Genomic DNA, 15,848 nt, shown 5'->3' with positions numbered 1-15,848 from the left:
TGCTAGAGCGGTTCTGGTTTTCACAGAATTGGCAAAATCGGTTTATCTCTTTGTTTTAGCCGCATTTGCGGACGCAAAACCGCTTCACATTCTCGCTGGAAATGTTCCAGCTCTGGTCGATGCAACCATCGGAGCCCGCCGTGCAGGATATCACAAGCCTTTCCGCCCGCGATCTTTCCGAAGCCGTCGCCACGCGCCGGCTTTCATGCCTTCGGATCATGGAGGCCTTCCTGGGGCGGATCGCGGCGATCAATCCCCGCATCAACGCCATCGTCAACCTGCGTCCGGCCGAGGAGCTGCTGGCCGCCGCGCGGGGGGCGGATGCGGAGCTTGCGGCGGGAAACCGGCGCGGCTGGCTGCATGGTCTTCCCTTCGCGGTGAAGGATCTTTCCGAGGCGGCCGGACTGCCGTGTTCTTTCGGGTCCGCCAATTATGCGGATTTCGTGCCGGATTACGACGATATCCAGGTGGAGCGTATCCGCGCGGCGGGGGCGATCCTTATCGGCAAGACCAATACGCCCGAAATGGGGCTCGGGTCGCACAGCTACAATCCGGTGTTCGGGGTGACGCGCAATCCCTACGATCCGTCCCGGAGCGCGGGAGGCTCATCGGGCGGAGCGGCGGCGGCGCTGGCGGCGCGCCTGCTTCCCGTCGCCGACGGCAGCGACATGATGGGGTCGCTGCGCAACCCGGCGGCCTTCAACAACGTCGTCGGATTCCGGCCGTCCTTCGGGCGCGTTCCGGCGCTCGGCAATGAGCTTTTCCTCAACCAGCTTGCCGTCAACGGGCCGATGGGCCGCTCGGTCGGCGATGTCGCCGCTCTTCTCGCCACGCAGGCGGGCCATGACCCGCGCGATCCGTTGTCGGTTTCCGGGGACGGACTCGTCTTCGCTCCGGAGCGGGATTTCGCCGGCGCGCGGATCGGCTGGCTCGGTGATTTCGACGGCTATCTCGCCGTCGAGCCGGGTGTGCTGGACCTCTGCCGGGCCTCGCTCGACGTTTTCCGCCGGCTGGGTTGCGCGGTTTCCGACAGCGGTTCCGGCTTCGATATGGACCGCCTCTGGCGCGCCTGGCTGGCGCTGCGGCACGCGCTCGTCGCCGGCGCGCAGGCGGCGGATTACGACGATCGCGAGCGGCGCGCGCGGATGAAGCCGGAGCTGATCTGGGAAATCGAGAACGGCCGGACCCTGACCGCGGCGGACGTCTACGCGGCATCGCGGGTGCGCAGCGACTGGTATCGTCATATCCTTGCGCTCTTCGCGCGCTTCGATTTCCTGGTGCTGCCGGCCGCACAGGTGTTTCCTTTCGACGCCGGGATCGACTGGCCGAAAACCATCGCCGGCCGGGCCATGGATACCTATCATCGCTGGATGGAAGTGGTGATCGGGCCGACGCTCGCGGGCCTGCCGGTCGCCGCCATGCCGGCGGGTTTCGGCGCTTGCGGCCTGCCGGCGGGCATCCAGATCATCGGCCCGCCGCAAGCCGACGGGGCCGTGCTGGCGCTTGCAGCCGCCTATGAAAAGGCGACCGACTTCCTCTCGCGACAGCCCGATTTGTAGCGATATTGTGGTCCGGACATGTCAGCGCCCCATTCGGATGACAGGGGGAGATGCCGGCTGCCGGGGAAAGCGCGCCGGTGTCCCGTTCGGATCGTGAGGCGTCGTAAAGGAATTGCTTACCATATTTCGTCATTCTCTTGCCGTCCGGCGGGTGGCCGGGGCGCGTAAGCCCGAAGCCTGTCGCCGGGGCCATGGTCCTGGGAAACGGTCTTCCGGGGCTGCGTCGAGTAACGAGTATCGGGTAACGAGTATCATGGCGTCTTTTCACGATTCATCGCGTCTTGCGATCCAGTCCCGCCGTGGGCGTTCCGGCGGAATCCTCCTCGGCGCACTCCTGGCCTGCGGCGTCATCGCCGGTTCGGCCTGGGCCGTCGTCTCGACTTTCGAAGCGTTGCAGCAGGCGGCATCGGCGTTGGCGACGGAGTATAAGGCTCCTGTCGCCCTGTCGGCTGGAACTGCCGGCGCGGGCGACGAGACCCGGATCGTCCGGATCGCCAAATTCTCACGGCTCTCGCCACCCAGTGAAAGCGAACAGCGCCAGAGTCAGCTGACGGCGGAGGCAATCCAGGTCTCGCACCAGCGCGGAATCGCCATCCGGCTCGCCGCCGCCGTCAAGCGCGAGAAGGCCAAGGCGGAGCGGATCGAGCGCGCCATCGCCCGCGCCGAACGTTCGGTCATCGAGGAGCGCGCGATCTCCGGCGAACCTGCTCTGCTGACCGCGCTTGCCGAACCTGTTTCGGCCCGCGAAGACGTCGGAGCCCGGCCCTTCGATTCGGTGATGGCGAAGCCTGAAACATCCGAGGAAATGATCCTCGGCCATATTCCGCTGCCGGAAACAAGGCCGGCGCTGGAAGCCGTGGTCGTCGAGGAAAAGCCCGCCAGGGCGAAACCCGCGACGCAATCCGCCGCCCGTTCCTCCAAGCCGAAGACCGAAGACGTCGCCTATGCAAAGCCGGACCGCACGTTGTTCGGAACGCTTTTCGGCGGTGGCCGCAACGGGGATTCGAGTGCCGGCGGCTGGCCCGGAAAGGGCACCAAGATCGCGATCTACGACGTTTCCGGCGCGACCGTCCATATGCCCGACGGCACGAAGCTGCGCGCCCATTCCGGGATCGGCAAGATGCGCGACAATCCGAAATACTCCCACGTGAAGATGAAGGGGCCGACGCCGGCGGGCATCTATCGGCTGCGGATGCGCGAACGGCGTTTCCATGGCGTCGAGGCGATCCGTATGCTTTCCATCGACGGGCGTGATCCGCAGAACCGCACGGGACTTCTGACGCACACCAATCTCCTGCGCGGCCAGATCGGCTCGCACGGCTGCGTCGCCTTCCAGAACTACGAGCCGTTCCTCAACGCCTTCAAGCGCGGCCATGTCGATACGCTGGTCGTCGTGCCGCAGATGCCGAACTCGCGCACGCAGATCGCCGCGCTCTACCGCAAGGCGGCGTGAGGCGCCGGGTCAGGCCTTTTCGACGAAGCCGTCGAGAACGCGTTTCTGGCCGGCGCGGTCGAAGTCGATGGTCAGCTTGTTGCCTTCGATGGCGGCGATGTTGCCGTTGCCGAACTTCAGGTGGAACACACGGTCGCCGATCGAGAAGCGCGACGCTTCGCTGGTTGTCGAGCGGGCGACCAGTTCGCCCTCGATGACGCGCGATCGCGGGCCGGATTCGCCATAGCCGATGCGCTCCACCGCATGGCCGGAGCGGGTGCCCCAGTTGTCGCGGGTGGCGTCGTTGCGGTTTGCCTGCGCGCGCCGCCAGCCGGGGGTGGAATAGGCGTTCTGGAAGGGCTCCTGCTTGTCGAAGCGTGACTGGCCGTATCCGCGGCCGTATCCGCCATAGGTCTGCTCCATTTCGGCCACCTCGACATGCGCTTCCGGCAATTCCTCGAGGAAGCGGGACGGCAGGGTGGATTGCCAGAGGCCGTGGATGCGGCGGTTGGAAACGAACCAGATGTGGCAGTGGCGCTTGGCGCGGGTGAGGCCGACATAGGCGAGGCGGCGCTCTTCCTCCAGGCCGGACCGGCCGCCCTCGTCGAGGGCGCGCTGGTGCGGGAACAGGCCTTCCTCCCAGCCCGGCAGGAAGACGGTGTCGAACTCCAGCCCCTTGGCGGAATGCAGCGTCATGATCGAGACGGCGTCGAGGTTCTCGTTCTGCTCCGTGTCCATGACGAGGGAGACATGCTCCAGGAAGCCGCGCATCGATTCGAAGGCTTCCATCGAGCGGATCAGTTCCTTGAGGTTTTCCAGCCGTCCCGGCGCTTCGGCGGATTTGTCCGCCTGCCACATGGCGGTGTAGCCGCTTTCGTCGAGGATCTGCTCGGCAAGCTCGGTGTGCGGCGTATTTTCCAGAAGGTTTTGCCAGCGCCGGAAATCCGCCACCACGTCGGACAACGCCTTGCGCGCGCGCGGCTTCAGTTCGTCCGTCTCGACGATCTCCGCGGCGGCGGCCAGCATGGGGATATCGCGGGCGCGGGCATAATCGTGCAGATTGCGCACCGTCGTATCGCCGAGGCCGCGTTTCGGCGTGTTGACGATCCGTTCGAAGGCGAGGTCGTCGGCCGGCTGGCAGACGAGCCGAAAATAGGCCATGGCGTCGCGGATTTCCAGCCGCTCATAAAAGCGCGGGCCGCCGATGACGCGATAGTTGAGGCCGAGCGTGACGAAGCGGTCTTCGAACTCGCGCATCTGGAAGGAGGCGCGCACGAGGATCGCCATGTCGTTGAGCTTGTGCTGCCGGCGCTGGTGCTGTTCGATCTCCTCGCCGATGGCGCGGGCCTCTTCTTCCGAATCCCAGGCGGCATGCACCATCACCTTGCCGTCTTCCGGGTCGAGGTGATCGGTGAACAGCGTCTTGCCGAGCCGGTCCTCGTTATGGCTGATGAGATGACCGGCCGCGCCGAGGATATGCGCGGTGGAGCGGTAATTGCGCTCCAGCTTGATCACTTTCGCGCCCGGAAAATCCTTTTCGAAGCGCAGGATATTATCCACCTCCGCGCCGCGCCAGCCATAGATCGACTGGTCGTCGTCGCCGACGCAGCACAGGTTCACGCCCGCCGCCGCGCCGCCGGGAGCCGTCGTCCCGGTTTGCCGCGGCCGCTGGGCAAGCAGGCGCAGCCACATGTATTGCGCGGTGTTGGTGTCCTGATACTCGTCGACGAGGATGTAGCGGAACTTCCGGTGGTATTCGGCCAGGACATCCGGATTGGCGCGCAACAGGCGGATCGGATGCAGCAGCAGGTCGCCGAAATCGCAGGCGTTCAGCGTCTTCAGCCGGTTCTGATAGGCGGTATAGAGTTCGCGGCCCTTGCCGTTGGCGAAGGCGCGGGCGTCGCCTTCCGGAACCTGCGCCGGATCGAGCCCCTTGTTCTTCCAGGTGTCGATCATGCCGGCGAACTGCTTTGCCGGCCAGCGCTTGTCGTCGATCCCTTCGGCCTGGAGGATCTGCTTGATCAGCCGGATCACATCATCGGTGTCGAGGATCGAGAAATCGCTTCTCAGCCCCGCCAGTTCGGCATGGCGGCGTAGGAGCTTGACGCCGATGGAGTGGAAGGTGCCGAGCCAGGGCATGCCTTCCACCACGCCGCCGACCAGCAGGCCGATGCGCTCCTTCATCTCGCGGGCCGCCTTGTTGGTGAAGGTCACCGCGAGGATCTGGCTGGGAAAGGCATGGCCGGTGGCGAGAATATGGGCGATGCGGGTCGTCAGTACCCGTGTCTTGCCGGTGCCGGCGCCGGCCAGCACGAGAACGGGGCCGTCGAGCGTTTCCACCGCCTCGCGCTGCTCGGGATTGAGGCCGGAAAGATAGTCCGGCGCGCGCCCGGCGTCGCGGGCAGCCATGGCGCGCGCGGCGATACCGCCAGCGGCCTTGCCCGCAGGCGGCGCCGGCTGGCCGGAAAGTTGCGGGTCCTCGTCGAAGAAGGGAATGTCGTCATAGCCGCTGGTCATGGGGCTCAATGTAGTGATTCGGTCCCGAAAGGCCAGTTTTCCGTTCTGCTTTTATTCCGCGAAGCGCAAAGATTGTGGAAAGCAGCCGCTGCGCGGCGAAACAGCCCCTTCGCAAGAGAAAAATGGCGGTTTCCGTCTTATTCCGTTACATTCCGGTAAGACGGCGACCGTCAATCTTACAAATCGGTAATGAACGCATTCTTTCATTGCCCGTTCATTTCCGGACGGGATATTTGCGCTATGCCGGATCGCTCGTCGTGGCGATCGCTCTTGTCGGAGATGAATTGCATGCGCGTCTGGAAACAACTCCTCATCAGCCTCGGGGTCATCGCCGCCGGGCTGCTTTTGTGGGGGCGCTTCGTGCCTGGCGCAAACGACATGCTGAAGGCGGCGCGGCTGCCGGACGGCCTGGTGGCCGTGCTCTCGCCCGCCGGCAAGGCGGAGAGCGGGGGGCAGGCTCCCCGAAATGCTTTCGGCGACGCCTCGCTGGTGGTGACGCAACCGGTCGCGCTGGCGCTGGTGAACGACCGGTTGAACGCTATCGGCGACGGCGAGGCGATCCGGTCCGTGACGGTGACGCCCTATGCGACCGGCAATCTGACGGACGTGCTGGTCGCTTCCGGCGAGCGCGTGAAGCAGGGACAGGTGATCGCCCGCCTCGACAGCGACGAGCAGCGTATCGCCGCCGATCAGGCCCGTGTCAGCCGCGATCTGGCGGCGCAGAAGCTGACGCGGCTGGAAAGCCTGCGCAACGCTTCCGCCGTCAGCACCGCGGACTTTCAGGATGCGGAATCGGGACTGAAGGCGGCCGAACTCGCCCTTCAGAATGCGGAACTGAATTTGCGGCGGCGCGCCATCGTCGCGCCCTATAGCGGCATTGTCGGCATCATCTCGGTGAACGTCGGCGACTATGTCACCACCACAACGCAGATCGCCCGCATCGACGACCGTTCCGAGATCCTCGTCGACTTCTGGGTGCCGGAACGTTTCGCCACCAGCGTGCGTGTCGGCGAGGAGATCGCCGCCGTCGCCATCGCCCGGCCGGGGGAGGTCTTCAAGGGCAAGGTGCAGGCAGTGGACAATCGCATCGACCAGGAAAGCCGCACGCTGCGGGTCCGCGCGCAGGTCGACAATCCCGATGACCTGCTGCGCGCCGGCATGTCCTTCCAGGTGACGATGAGCTTCCCGGGCGAACGCTATCCGAGCGTGGACCCGCTCGCAGTGCAATGGAGCGCGGAAGGGTCCTATGTCTGGCGGATCTCCGGCGGCCGCGCCGAGCGGGTCGATGTCCAGATCATCCAGCGCAATCCCGACAAGGTGCTCGTCAATGCGGAACTTGCCGAAGACGATCAGGTGGTGACCGAGGGCACCCAGCATCTCAATGCCGGCAGCGAGGTCCGGGTCATGGCCGGCGACGTCAGCGCCCTGCCGTCGGCCGGGTCGACGGAGGGATCGTGATGGCGGCGCCGGTCCAGACGGGAACCCAGGGCGGACAGGCCGGTTTCACGGCGCTTTTCGTCCGTCGTCCGATCCTCGCGCTGGTGGTCAATACGCTGGTCATCGTGGCGGGGCTTGCAGCTTTCAGCGGTGTGGAAATCCGCGAACTGCCTTCGGTCGACCGGCCGGTCGTCACCGTCTCGACGACGTTCGACGGCGCTTCTCCCGAAACGGTCGACCGCGAACTGACGCGGGTGGTGGAAGGCGCGGTGTCCCGGGTGCAGGGCATCCAGAGCATCTCCTCGCAATCCTCCTTCGCCCGCAGCCGGGTGACGCTGGAATTCTCCGACTCCAGCGACGTCAACCAGGCGGCGAACGACGTGCGCGATGCGCTCGGCCGGATCGCCAACCAGATGCCCGACGATGCGGACGAACCCCGCGTCGTCAAGGCCGATGCGGACAGCCAGCCGATCATGCGCCTTGCCCTCACATCCGACCGCATGTCGATGGAGGACATGACGCTGCTCGTCGAAAACGAGGTGTCCGACCGGCTCGCCGCCGTCGAGGGCGTGGCGGATGTGGCGGTCTACGGCGAGCAGGAGAAGGTGTTCCGCGTCGATGTGGATCAGGTGAAGCTTGCAAGCCGCGGCCTCACGGTCGCGGACCTGCGCAATACGCTCGCCACCGCGGCCTTCGACGTGCCGGCCGGTTCGCTCACCAGCCGGAGCCAGGACATCAGCGTGCGTGCGACGGCCGATCTTACGACACCGGCCGATTTCGAGAACCTGCTGATCAACAGCCGCGTCCGGCTGCGCGACGTCGCGTCGGTGACGCTCGGGCCGGATACCGGCACGACAGCGCTGCGTTCCAACGGCCGGCAGGGTATCGGTCTCGGCATCATCCGTCAGGCGCAATCCAATACGCTCGATATCTCGCAGGGTGTGAAGGACGTCGTCCAGCATCTCGGCTCCATCTTGCCGGAAGGCACGCATATCGCCATCACCAGCGATGACGCCGTCTTCATCGAGGGAGCGATCCACGAGGTTCAGATCGCCCTCGTCGTGGCGATCCTGATCGTGACGCTGGTCATCTATATTTTCCTTCTCGACTGGCGGGCGACGCTGATCCCGACGATCTCCATGCCGATCGCCCTCATCGGGACGATCGCGGCGATCTACCTTTCGGGGTTCTCGATCAATATCCTGACCCTGCTGGCCATCGTTCTTGCCACCGGCCTCGTGGTCGACGACGCCATCGTGGTTCTGGAGAACATCGTGCGCCGCCGCGCCGAGGGGCTTGGCCCGCGTGCGGCGGCGGTGCTCGGCACGCTGGAGGTGTTCTTCGCCGTCATCGCCACGACGGCCACGCTGGTGGCAGTGTTCCTGCCGCTTTCCTTCCTGCCCGGGCAGACGGGCCGGCTGTTCCGTGAATTCGGCTTCGTGCTGGCCTATGCCATCCTGCTGTCCTCCTTCGTGGCGTTGACGCTCTGCCCGATGCTCGCGTCGCGGATGCTCAGGAAGGACATGGCGCAAAGCCACCGGAGCGGCATCGTCGGGCGGTTCGGCCGCCTGCTTGCCGGCCTCTATCGCCGCGCGCTGCATGCCTGCCTTGGTGTGCCGCTGCTCGTCTTCGTCGTCGCCGGTCTTTTCACGGTGGCCGGGGCGGGGGGCTATCTGACGCTGAAATCGGAGCTGACGCCGCGCGAGGACCGCTCGATGGTGATGCTGCGCATCAATGCGCCGCAGGGCGTTTCGCTCGACTATGCCCAGGAACAGATGAAGCTCGTCGAGAACCGGTTGCAACCGCTGTTCGAAAAGGGCGAGATCGTCAATATCTTCTCGATCTCCGGGCAAGGCAGTTCCGCCAACAGCGGCTTCATGGTGCTGACGCTTGCTCCCTGGAGCGAACGCGAGCGCAACCAGCGGGAGATCGTCGCCGACATCAATGCGGGCATGCGCAATATTCCCTCGGTCAACGCCTTCGTCATCCAGCCGAACAGCCTTGGCATCCGCGGCGCGGGCAACGGGCTTCAGGTGGCGATGCTCGGCAACGATTACGAGAAGCTGGGCGCGGCCTCGACGGCGCTGAAACGGGCGCTGGAGCAGGACGGTCGTTTCGAGAACGTGCGTCTCAACTACGAGGCCAATCAGGCGCAGCTTTCCGTGTCCATCGACCGTGATCGCGCGTCGGATCTCGGGATCAATATCACCGGCCTGTCGGCCGCGCTTCAGGCGATGCTCGACGGCAGCAGCGTCGTCGACATCTACGTCGAGGGCCAGTCCTATCCGATCATCCTGTCGTCCACCACCAATCCGATCAACGATCCGACCGATCTGGAAAACATCTTCTTGAAGACCGGCGACGGCAAGATCGTGCCGATGTCCTCCATCGCCCGACTTGAGGAAAAGGCGGTCGCTCCGCAGCTTTCCCGCGAGCAGCAGCTCCGCTCGGTGACGATCTCGACCGGCTACAGGGACGATATCGCGCTTGGCGAGGCCCTGGCGATCGCCGAGCAGATCGCCGAACCGCTGTTGCCGCCCGGCAGCCGGCTCGTTCCGCTTGCGGAAGCCGCGACCCTCAATGAGAACGCAAGCGGCCTCGCCATCACCTTCGGCTTCGCCATCGTGATCATTTTCCTGGTGCTGGCGGCGCAGTTCGAGAGTTTCATCAGCGCGCTGATCATCATGACGACGGTGCCGCTCGGCCTTGCCTGCGCCATCTTCGCGATGATCGTCACCGGGACGACGCTCAACATCTATAGCCAGATCGGTCTCGTGCTGCTTGTCGGCATCATGGCGAAGAACGGCATCCTCATCGTGGAATTCGCCAACCAGCTTCGCGACCGCGGCCAGGACGTGCGCAGCGCCATCGAGAACGCGGCGAATATCCGCCTGCGCCCGGTGATGATGACGATGATCGCCACGGTGGTCGGCGCGCTGCCGCTGGTGCTGGCGAGCGGGGCGGGCGCCGAGGCGCGCGTGGCGCTCGGCTGGGTGCTGGTCGGCGGGCTCGGGCTTGCCACTATCGTCACCCTGTTCCTGACGCCCGTCGCCTATCTGACGATTGCCCGTTTCACCAGCCCGCATGTGGACGAGGAAAAGCGTCTTCAGGCGGAAATGGAGCAGGCGGCAGTCATCGCAAGCCGGGCAAAGGGCGAAGTGCCGCAGCCGGCGGAGTGATCTTGCCGCCGACAGCGGGAAACATCGCGATATTGCGTCTGGACAGCCGCGCGCCAATTTGCACATTACGCCCACGATGGAGGGCCAGGATCATGGCGTTAGCGGATATCAGAACCGGGTTCAGGAACGAGCAGGCGATCGCCGAGGCGCTGACGCGATTTTCGGCGCGCTTCGGCCCGAACTTCCAGACCGGACAGGCGATCCGCGCCCAGCACGCCCATACGACCACCTATATTCCCCCGCAATTGCCGGACGGCGTGCTCTTCGTGGAAAGCGCCGATGACGTGAAGGCGGCGGTGGCGATCTGCGCGGCGCTCAAGGTGCCGCTCATCCCCTTCGGAACCGGCTCCTCGCTGGAAGGACAGGTGAATGCGCCGCACGGCGGCATCTCGCTCGACTTCAGCCGCATGAACCGCGTCCTTTCCGTCAATGCCGAGGATCTCGACTGCACCGTGGAGCCGGGCATCACCCGCGAGGCGCTGAACACCTATCTGCGCGACACCGGCCTGTTCTTTCCCATCGATCCCGGCGCCAACGCCTCGATCGGCGGTATGGCGTCGACGCGCGCCTCGGGCACCAACGCGGTGCGTTACGGCACGATGAAGGACAATGTCCTTGCGGTGACGGCGGTGACGGCGACCGGCGAGGAAATCCGCACCGCCACCCGCGCCCGCAAGTCGTCGGCGGGCTATGATCTCACCGCGCTTCTCGTCGGGTCGGAAGGAACGCTCGGCGTACTGACCTCGGTGACCTTGCGTCTTCAGGGGATACCCGCCGTCATCGCCGGCGGCGTCTGCGGTTTCCCGACGCTCACGGATGCCTGCAACGCGGTGATCATGACGATCCAGCTCGGTATTCCGGTCGCCCGCATCGAATTGCTGAATACTCTTCAGGTCCGCGCCTGCAACGCCTATTCCGGCCTGCAATTGCCCGAACAGCCGACGTTGTTCCTGGAATTTCACGGCAGCGCGGAAACCGTGCGGCTGCAATCGGAGGAATTCGGGGCGATCGCCGCCGAATATGGCGGGGGAACGTTTAACTGGACGGCCGACGCGGCGGAACGGGCAAAGCTGTGGAAAGCACGCCATGACGTCTATTGGGCCGCCAAGGGGTTGCGCCCGGGGTTCGCGGTGATCGCGACCGACGTTTGCGTTCCGATCTCCCGTCTTGCCGATTGCGTTTCCGAAACGGAGGCCGATATCGAGGCGCACGGGCTGATCGCGCCGATCGTCGGTCATGCCGGTGACGGGAATTTTCATGTGAGTCTGCTGCTGGACGACGGCAGTCCGGCCGATGTGGAGATCGCCGAGGCGTTCATCACCAGACTGAACGCCCGCGCACTGGCGATGGACGGCACCTGCACCGGCGAACACGGAATCGGGCAGGGCAAGCAGGTGTTCCTGCCGCAGGAACTGGGCGGCTCGGTCGGGCTGATGCGCCAGGTCAAACAGGCGCTCGACCCGGACGGTATTCTCAACCCCGGCAAGATTTTCCCGACAGGCTGGCCGTAATTCGCGCTATCCTGCATGGTGTCGACGGTTTGATGCGACTGTTGCCGCATGGTGTGGGCAGCAGGTTCGACAGAGACAGAACGGAGCGTCTTTCGCGGCTTTTCATGCCTGCGGAACAGCTCCAGAGGCAGGTGGCGTGCTTTCCAGGCTTATGCTCATCATCGGCGGACTTGTCGTTGCGGCGTTGTTTGCCGCCCTGATCGCGCCGCTCTTCATCGACTGGACCAGTTTCCGAGAGGAATTCGAACGCGAGGCGAGCCGCATCATGGGGCGCAGCGTCGTGGTGCATGGCAGCGTCGACGCCCGCCTGTTGCCGTTTCCGTCCGTGACGCTGAACGACGTGCGGATGGGAGAAGCGGAGGATGGCCAGCCGATGGTGGAGGTCGCCCGGTTCTCGATGGAAGCGGAACTTGCGCCTTTCCTCTCCGGCGAAGCGCTGATTTTCGATATGCGGCTGGAGGAGCCGAAGGCGCGTGTCCGGCTGTTTGCCGACGGTACGCTGGATTGGGCGCGGGGACGGAAGTCCGATATTCCCGCGCGAACCGTGGTGCTGGAAAATATCACCATCAGCGGCGGCGAAATCGAGCTTGTGGACGAGCAGACGGGACGCACGCGCCGCGTCACGGACCTTGACGCGCAGGTCTCCGCCCGCTCGCTTGCCGGTCCCTGGCGTGTCGACGGACGCGGCAGTCTCGACGGCGAAGCCGGCGCATTCCAGCTGCTGAGCGGGCAGGCCGACGCCGAGGGTGCGCTGGGGCTGCGCGCGCGTATCGTTCCGGAGCGGCTTTCCTATACCGCCGATCTCGACGGGACAGTGCGGATTTCCGATTTTCGCCCGCAATATAGCGGCGACTTTACCCTTGCGGAGAAACGCCGGCCGGCGGAGGAGCCGAAGACGGATGCGATCAGGGTGGCCGGCCGGTTCGAGCTTTCCAACGAGCGCTTGCGCGTGCCGGAATACAGGCTGGAGGCAGGCCCGCGTGACGACCCCTATGTGGTGACGGGCGAAGCGACGCTCGATACCGGGCTTGCGCCGGAATTCCTGCTCACCGCCGAGGGCCAGCAGATCGACGTCAGCCGCTTCGCAAACCATGGCGATGCCGGCAAGACCGGCCGCAACCCGCAGGTTTCCGCCCGCCAGCGGCTTCAGGCTCTGCTGGGTATTCTCGCGGATATTCCGGTGCCGCAGGTGCCGGGGCGCGCAAGTCTCGCTTTGCCGGCGCTCGTCGTCGGCGATACGACGGTTCGCGAATTGCGCCTCGATGTGAAGCCGGACGGCGACGGCTGGCTGGTCGATCGCGCCGACGCGCTTCTGCCCGGCCGTACGACGCTCGAAGCCCGGGGCCGGCTTCGTCTCAAGGGAGAGCGCGGCTTTTCCGGCGATCTTCTGCTGGCTTCAAGTCAGCCTTCGGGTCTGGCGGCCTGGCTGACCGGCTCGGTGGATGCGGAAATCCGTCAGTTGAAGACCGCCGGATTTTCCGCCCGGGTCGATCTGACGGATGATCTCCAGCGTTTCGAGAGCCTGGAGATCGCCATCGGCAATGCGTCGCTTCACGGCCGGCTGGAGCGGGAATCAGCGGCGGCAAGGGCGCCGATGCTGTCGGCGGAATTGCGCGGCGACACGGTGCGGCTCGAATCGCTGCAAGCGCTTGCCGGACTTCTTGCGGGTGACGCATCGCTGGAAAGCGTGCTTGATCATTCGATCGCCCTCAGTCTCAGGGCGGGACGGTTCGAAGCCTTCGGGGAGACCGCGGAAGGGGTGAATGCGGTCCTCACCCTGAGCGACGGCGCCCTGACGATCGACCGTTTCGATGTGGCATCGCTTGCAGGCGCCGGGGTGACGCTGAAGGGGACGCTCGGCGGCACGTTGCCGGAGCCGGAAGCCGCGCTCGACGGGCATATCAAGGCCCCGTCCATGCAGGCTTTCGCCGATCTTCTGGCGCGTCATCTGCCTGCCCATCCGTTGCTGACACGTTTCGTCGCCAGCGCCGGCTATTACGACAGTTTCGACCTTCGGCTGCGCGCCGCAAGCAAGGACGCCGGGGGTCCCGTGACGGTGAACGTGAGCGGGCCGGTGAACGATGGCCGCCTCGACCTGCGCCTTTCCGCGCCGACCGTGGCGGATCTTCTCGGGGGCGGGGCTTTCGAGCTGGAGGGCAGTCTCTTCAATCCGCATTCCGTCGTGCTTGCCGGGCAGCTCGGGCTCGATCCGCTTCCCTTCGACGGAGAGCCGAATGCCAGCGCGACCTTGCATGCGAAGAAGGCGGCGGAAGGGCCGGCAACGGTGAGCGCCAGCGTCACGGCGGGCAGCACGACGTTTTCCGCCCGGGGAACGGCGGTGCTTTCCGCGGAGGGCTATCTGAACGGCTCGCTTGCTCTTGCCGCGCGGAGCGCGGATATCGAGCCCTATCTGGTGATGAACGGCATCGCACTGCCGCAGACGGGGGCCGGATTGCCGCTCGACCTTTCTGCGACGGTGGCGACCGATACCGCAACGATCACGATCACCGATCTCGCGGGGACGGTGGACCGGAACGCCTTTTCCGGCCGGATGGCCCTGGATCGAACGGCGGCGCTGCCGAAGGGCGAGGGGGCCTTCCGCTTCGACACGATCGACTTCGCCTATCTTGCCGAAGCCGTTTTCGGTCCGGTCAGCGATGCGATGCGCGGCGGGCCGAGCACCGCGCCGCTTTCGCAGCCATTCCAGGAGGCGGCGGATCTGTCGATAACGCTGGGTGCGGACGCCTTCTGGCCGGGACTCTATGGCGCGGTGAAGGATTTTCACGCCGATCTCCTCTGGAAAGGCAGCGATCTGGCGCTGACGGACATGCAGGGCGAATGGCTGGGTGGGCAGCTTTCCGGCCGGATCAAGCTGGCCAATGCGGAGGAGAACGGCCTGTTCGAGGCCCGTGCCGGACTTTCCGGCGTCGATCTGTCGAAAGCCGTCTGGACGGGACCAGCGGGCGTCGTCGCCACCGGTCGGGCGGACGTCACCATCGCCATCGACGCGTCCGGACAGAGCGTTCGCGCCATGATGGAAAGCGCCAGCGGTTCGGGCGAGATCGCGACCTCGGACCTTCTGCTGCGCGGGATCGATGCGGGTGCCTTTCCCGCGCTGATCGCAGGAGCCGAGGCAATAGAGAGCGATATCACGCCGGAGGAAGTTGCAGGTTTCGCGCCGGCCGCCATCCTGCGCGGCGACACCCCGGTCGGGGCGGCTCATATCCCCTTTGCGGTCGCAAGCGGCCGCCTGCGCGTGCAGAGCCTTTCGGCCGATGCCGCCGGGGCGCGGCTGACCGGCGATGCGGATATCGATCTGGCCGACGGTTCGATGACCGGCAGCCTTGCCGTTGCTTTCGATGCCGGGGAGGAGGCGCAGGAGGGAACCGAACCGGAGGTGGTGCTCGGTTATCGCGGGCTTCTGGTGGCGCCCGATATGGAGATGAACGTCCAGCCGCTCGTCAATTATCTGTCGCTGAGGCGTTTCGAAAACGAGCGTCGTCGTGTCGAGACGCTTCAGGCGAATGTGCTGGAAAAGCAGCGGCTGCGCCGCGAGGCGGCGCTTTATCGCGCCCGGGTGCAGGCACGCGCGGCGCAGCTTGCGGCTGAGCGGTTGCAACAGGCGGAGGAAGACCGCCGGCGTGCGGCGGCCCGCGAAAGGGTCGAGCGGGAAACCGAGTTGCGCCGCGCGGCGGAAGCGGCGGAGCGGGAACGGCGCGCGGTGGAGGAAGCGGAGCGCAAGCGCCGTGCGGCAACGGAGGAGGAGCGCCGGCGGCTTGAGGCGGAGGCGGCGGCGCGGCGTGCCCGCGAAGAGGAGCGGCGCCTGCCGGTGCCCTCACAGGAGGGGGTGGAGCGCGGCAGCGACCTGCCGCCGCCCATGGGTGGGCAGATGCTGGATTTCGACATGCTGCCCGATTTCAACTGATCTCCCGTACTTGCGCGCGAAGCCATTCGAGAACGTAAAGACGCAGCGCCGAGGACAGGTTGCTTTGCGGGTCACGGGTGTCGTCCACTTCGCGGATCAGGGCTGCGAGCGGTATGCGGCGGGCGGCGGCGACGGCCTTCAGTTCATCGTGAAAGGCGCTTTCCAGCGAAAAGCTGGTGCGGTGGCCATGCAATGTCGTGGAATACTTGCGGATCAACGGACGGCCCTCACGAATTGAATCAAGACGCTGCGGAACCGATTCAGCGAGTGTGGTCAAGTCATTGGAAA

8 protein-coding genes are annotated in these 15,848 nt (G+C 65.5%); 6 read left to right on the top strand and 2 right to left on the bottom strand.

Annotated features, from left to right (window positions below):
• The first annotated feature begins 140 nt into the window (after positions 1–140).
• On the top strand, positions 141–1,559 hold the full coding sequence (locus KYK29_RS02415) for an amidase (RefSeq protein WP_254689252.1): 1,419 nt from the start codon (positions 141–143) through the stop codon (positions 1,557–1,559).
• 253 nt (positions 1,560–1,812) lie between these two features.
• Positions 1,813–3,012 carry a DUF2778 domain-containing protein gene (locus KYK29_RS02410; RefSeq protein WP_254689251.1) on the top strand — a complete coding sequence of 400 codons (1,200 nt, stop codon included), beginning with the start codon at positions 1,813–1,815 and terminating at the stop codon, positions 3,010–3,012.
• A gap of 9 nt (positions 3,013–3,021) precedes the next feature.
• Here the strand turns inward: KYK29_RS02410 and KYK29_RS02405 are convergent, their stop codons facing one another.
• Positions 3,022–5,508: an ATP-dependent helicase gene (locus tag KYK29_RS02405; protein ID WP_254689250.1), complete on the bottom strand. Its 2,487-nt coding sequence runs from the start codon at positions 5,506–5,508 to the stop codon at positions 3,022–3,024.
• Between the two features lie 288 nt (positions 5,509–5,796).
• On the opposite strand from KYK29_RS02405, the gene KYK29_RS02400 reads away from it, so the two are divergent.
• The 4 genes from KYK29_RS02400 (at position 5,797) to KYK29_RS02385 (ending at position 15,560) form a co-directional block, all read left to right on the top strand.
• Positions 5,797–6,966, top strand: a complete 1,170-nt coding sequence (locus KYK29_RS02400; RefSeq protein WP_254689249.1) for an efflux RND transporter periplasmic adaptor subunit — start codon at positions 5,797–5,799, stop codon at positions 6,964–6,966.
• Positions 6,966–10,124, top strand: a complete 3,159-nt coding sequence (locus tag KYK29_RS02395) for an efflux RND transporter permease subunit (RefSeq protein ID WP_254689248.1) — start codon at positions 6,966–6,968, stop codon at positions 10,122–10,124. The genes KYK29_RS02400 and KYK29_RS02395 overlap by 1 nt, the downstream gene beginning before the upstream one ends.
• A gap of 92 nt (positions 10,125–10,216) precedes the next feature.
• Positions 10,217–11,635 (top strand): FAD-binding oxidoreductase, encoded by a 1,419-nt coding sequence (locus KYK29_RS02390; RefSeq protein WP_254689247.1) that lies wholly within the window; start codon positions 10,217–10,219, stop codon positions 11,633–11,635.
• Positions 11,636–11,771: 136 nt separating this feature from the next.
• Positions 11,772–15,560, top strand: a complete 3,789-nt coding sequence (locus KYK29_RS02385) for an AsmA family protein (protein ID WP_367880963.1) — start codon at positions 11,772–11,774, stop codon at positions 15,558–15,560.
• Here the strand turns inward: KYK29_RS02385 and KYK29_RS02380 are convergent.
• Positions 15,553–15,777 (bottom strand): ribbon-helix-helix domain-containing protein, encoded by a 225-nt coding sequence (locus KYK29_RS02380; protein ID WP_254689246.1) that lies wholly within the window; start codon positions 15,775–15,777, stop codon positions 15,553–15,555. The two genes, KYK29_RS02385 and KYK29_RS02380, sit on opposite strands and share 8 nt — an antisense overlap.
• Positions 15,778–15,848 lie beyond the last annotated feature (71 nt).

The organism is Shinella daejeonensis, assembly GCF_024281235.1.
Classification (GTDB): domain Bacteria; phylum Pseudomonadota; class Alphaproteobacteria; order Rhizobiales; family Rhizobiaceae; genus Shinella; species Shinella daejeonensis.
The sequence above is the reverse complement of the archived record's forward strand: the minus strand, read 5'-3'. Positions and strand labels throughout refer to the sequence as shown.

Excerpts from the sequence above, each read along its gene's own strand:
- KYK29_RS02410 (WP_254689251.1), top strand. The coding sequence starts at position 1,813 with ATGGCGTCTTTTCACGATTCATCGCGTCTTGCGATCCAGTCCCGCCGT.
- KYK29_RS02405 (WP_254689250.1), bottom strand. The coding sequence starts at position 5,508 with ATGACCAGCGGCTATGACGACATTCCCTTCTTCGACGAGGACCCGCAA.
- KYK29_RS02390 (WP_254689247.1), top strand. The coding sequence starts at position 10,217 with ATGGCGTTAGCGGATATCAGAACCGGGTTCAGGAACGAGCAGGCGATC.
- KYK29_RS02395 (WP_254689248.1), top strand. The coding sequence starts at position 6,966 with ATGGCGGCGCCGGTCCAGACGGGAACCCAGGGCGGACAGGCCGGTTTC.
- KYK29_RS02400 (WP_254689249.1), top strand. The coding sequence starts at position 5,797 with ATGCGCGTCTGGAAACAACTCCTCATCAGCCTCGGGGTCATCGCCGCC.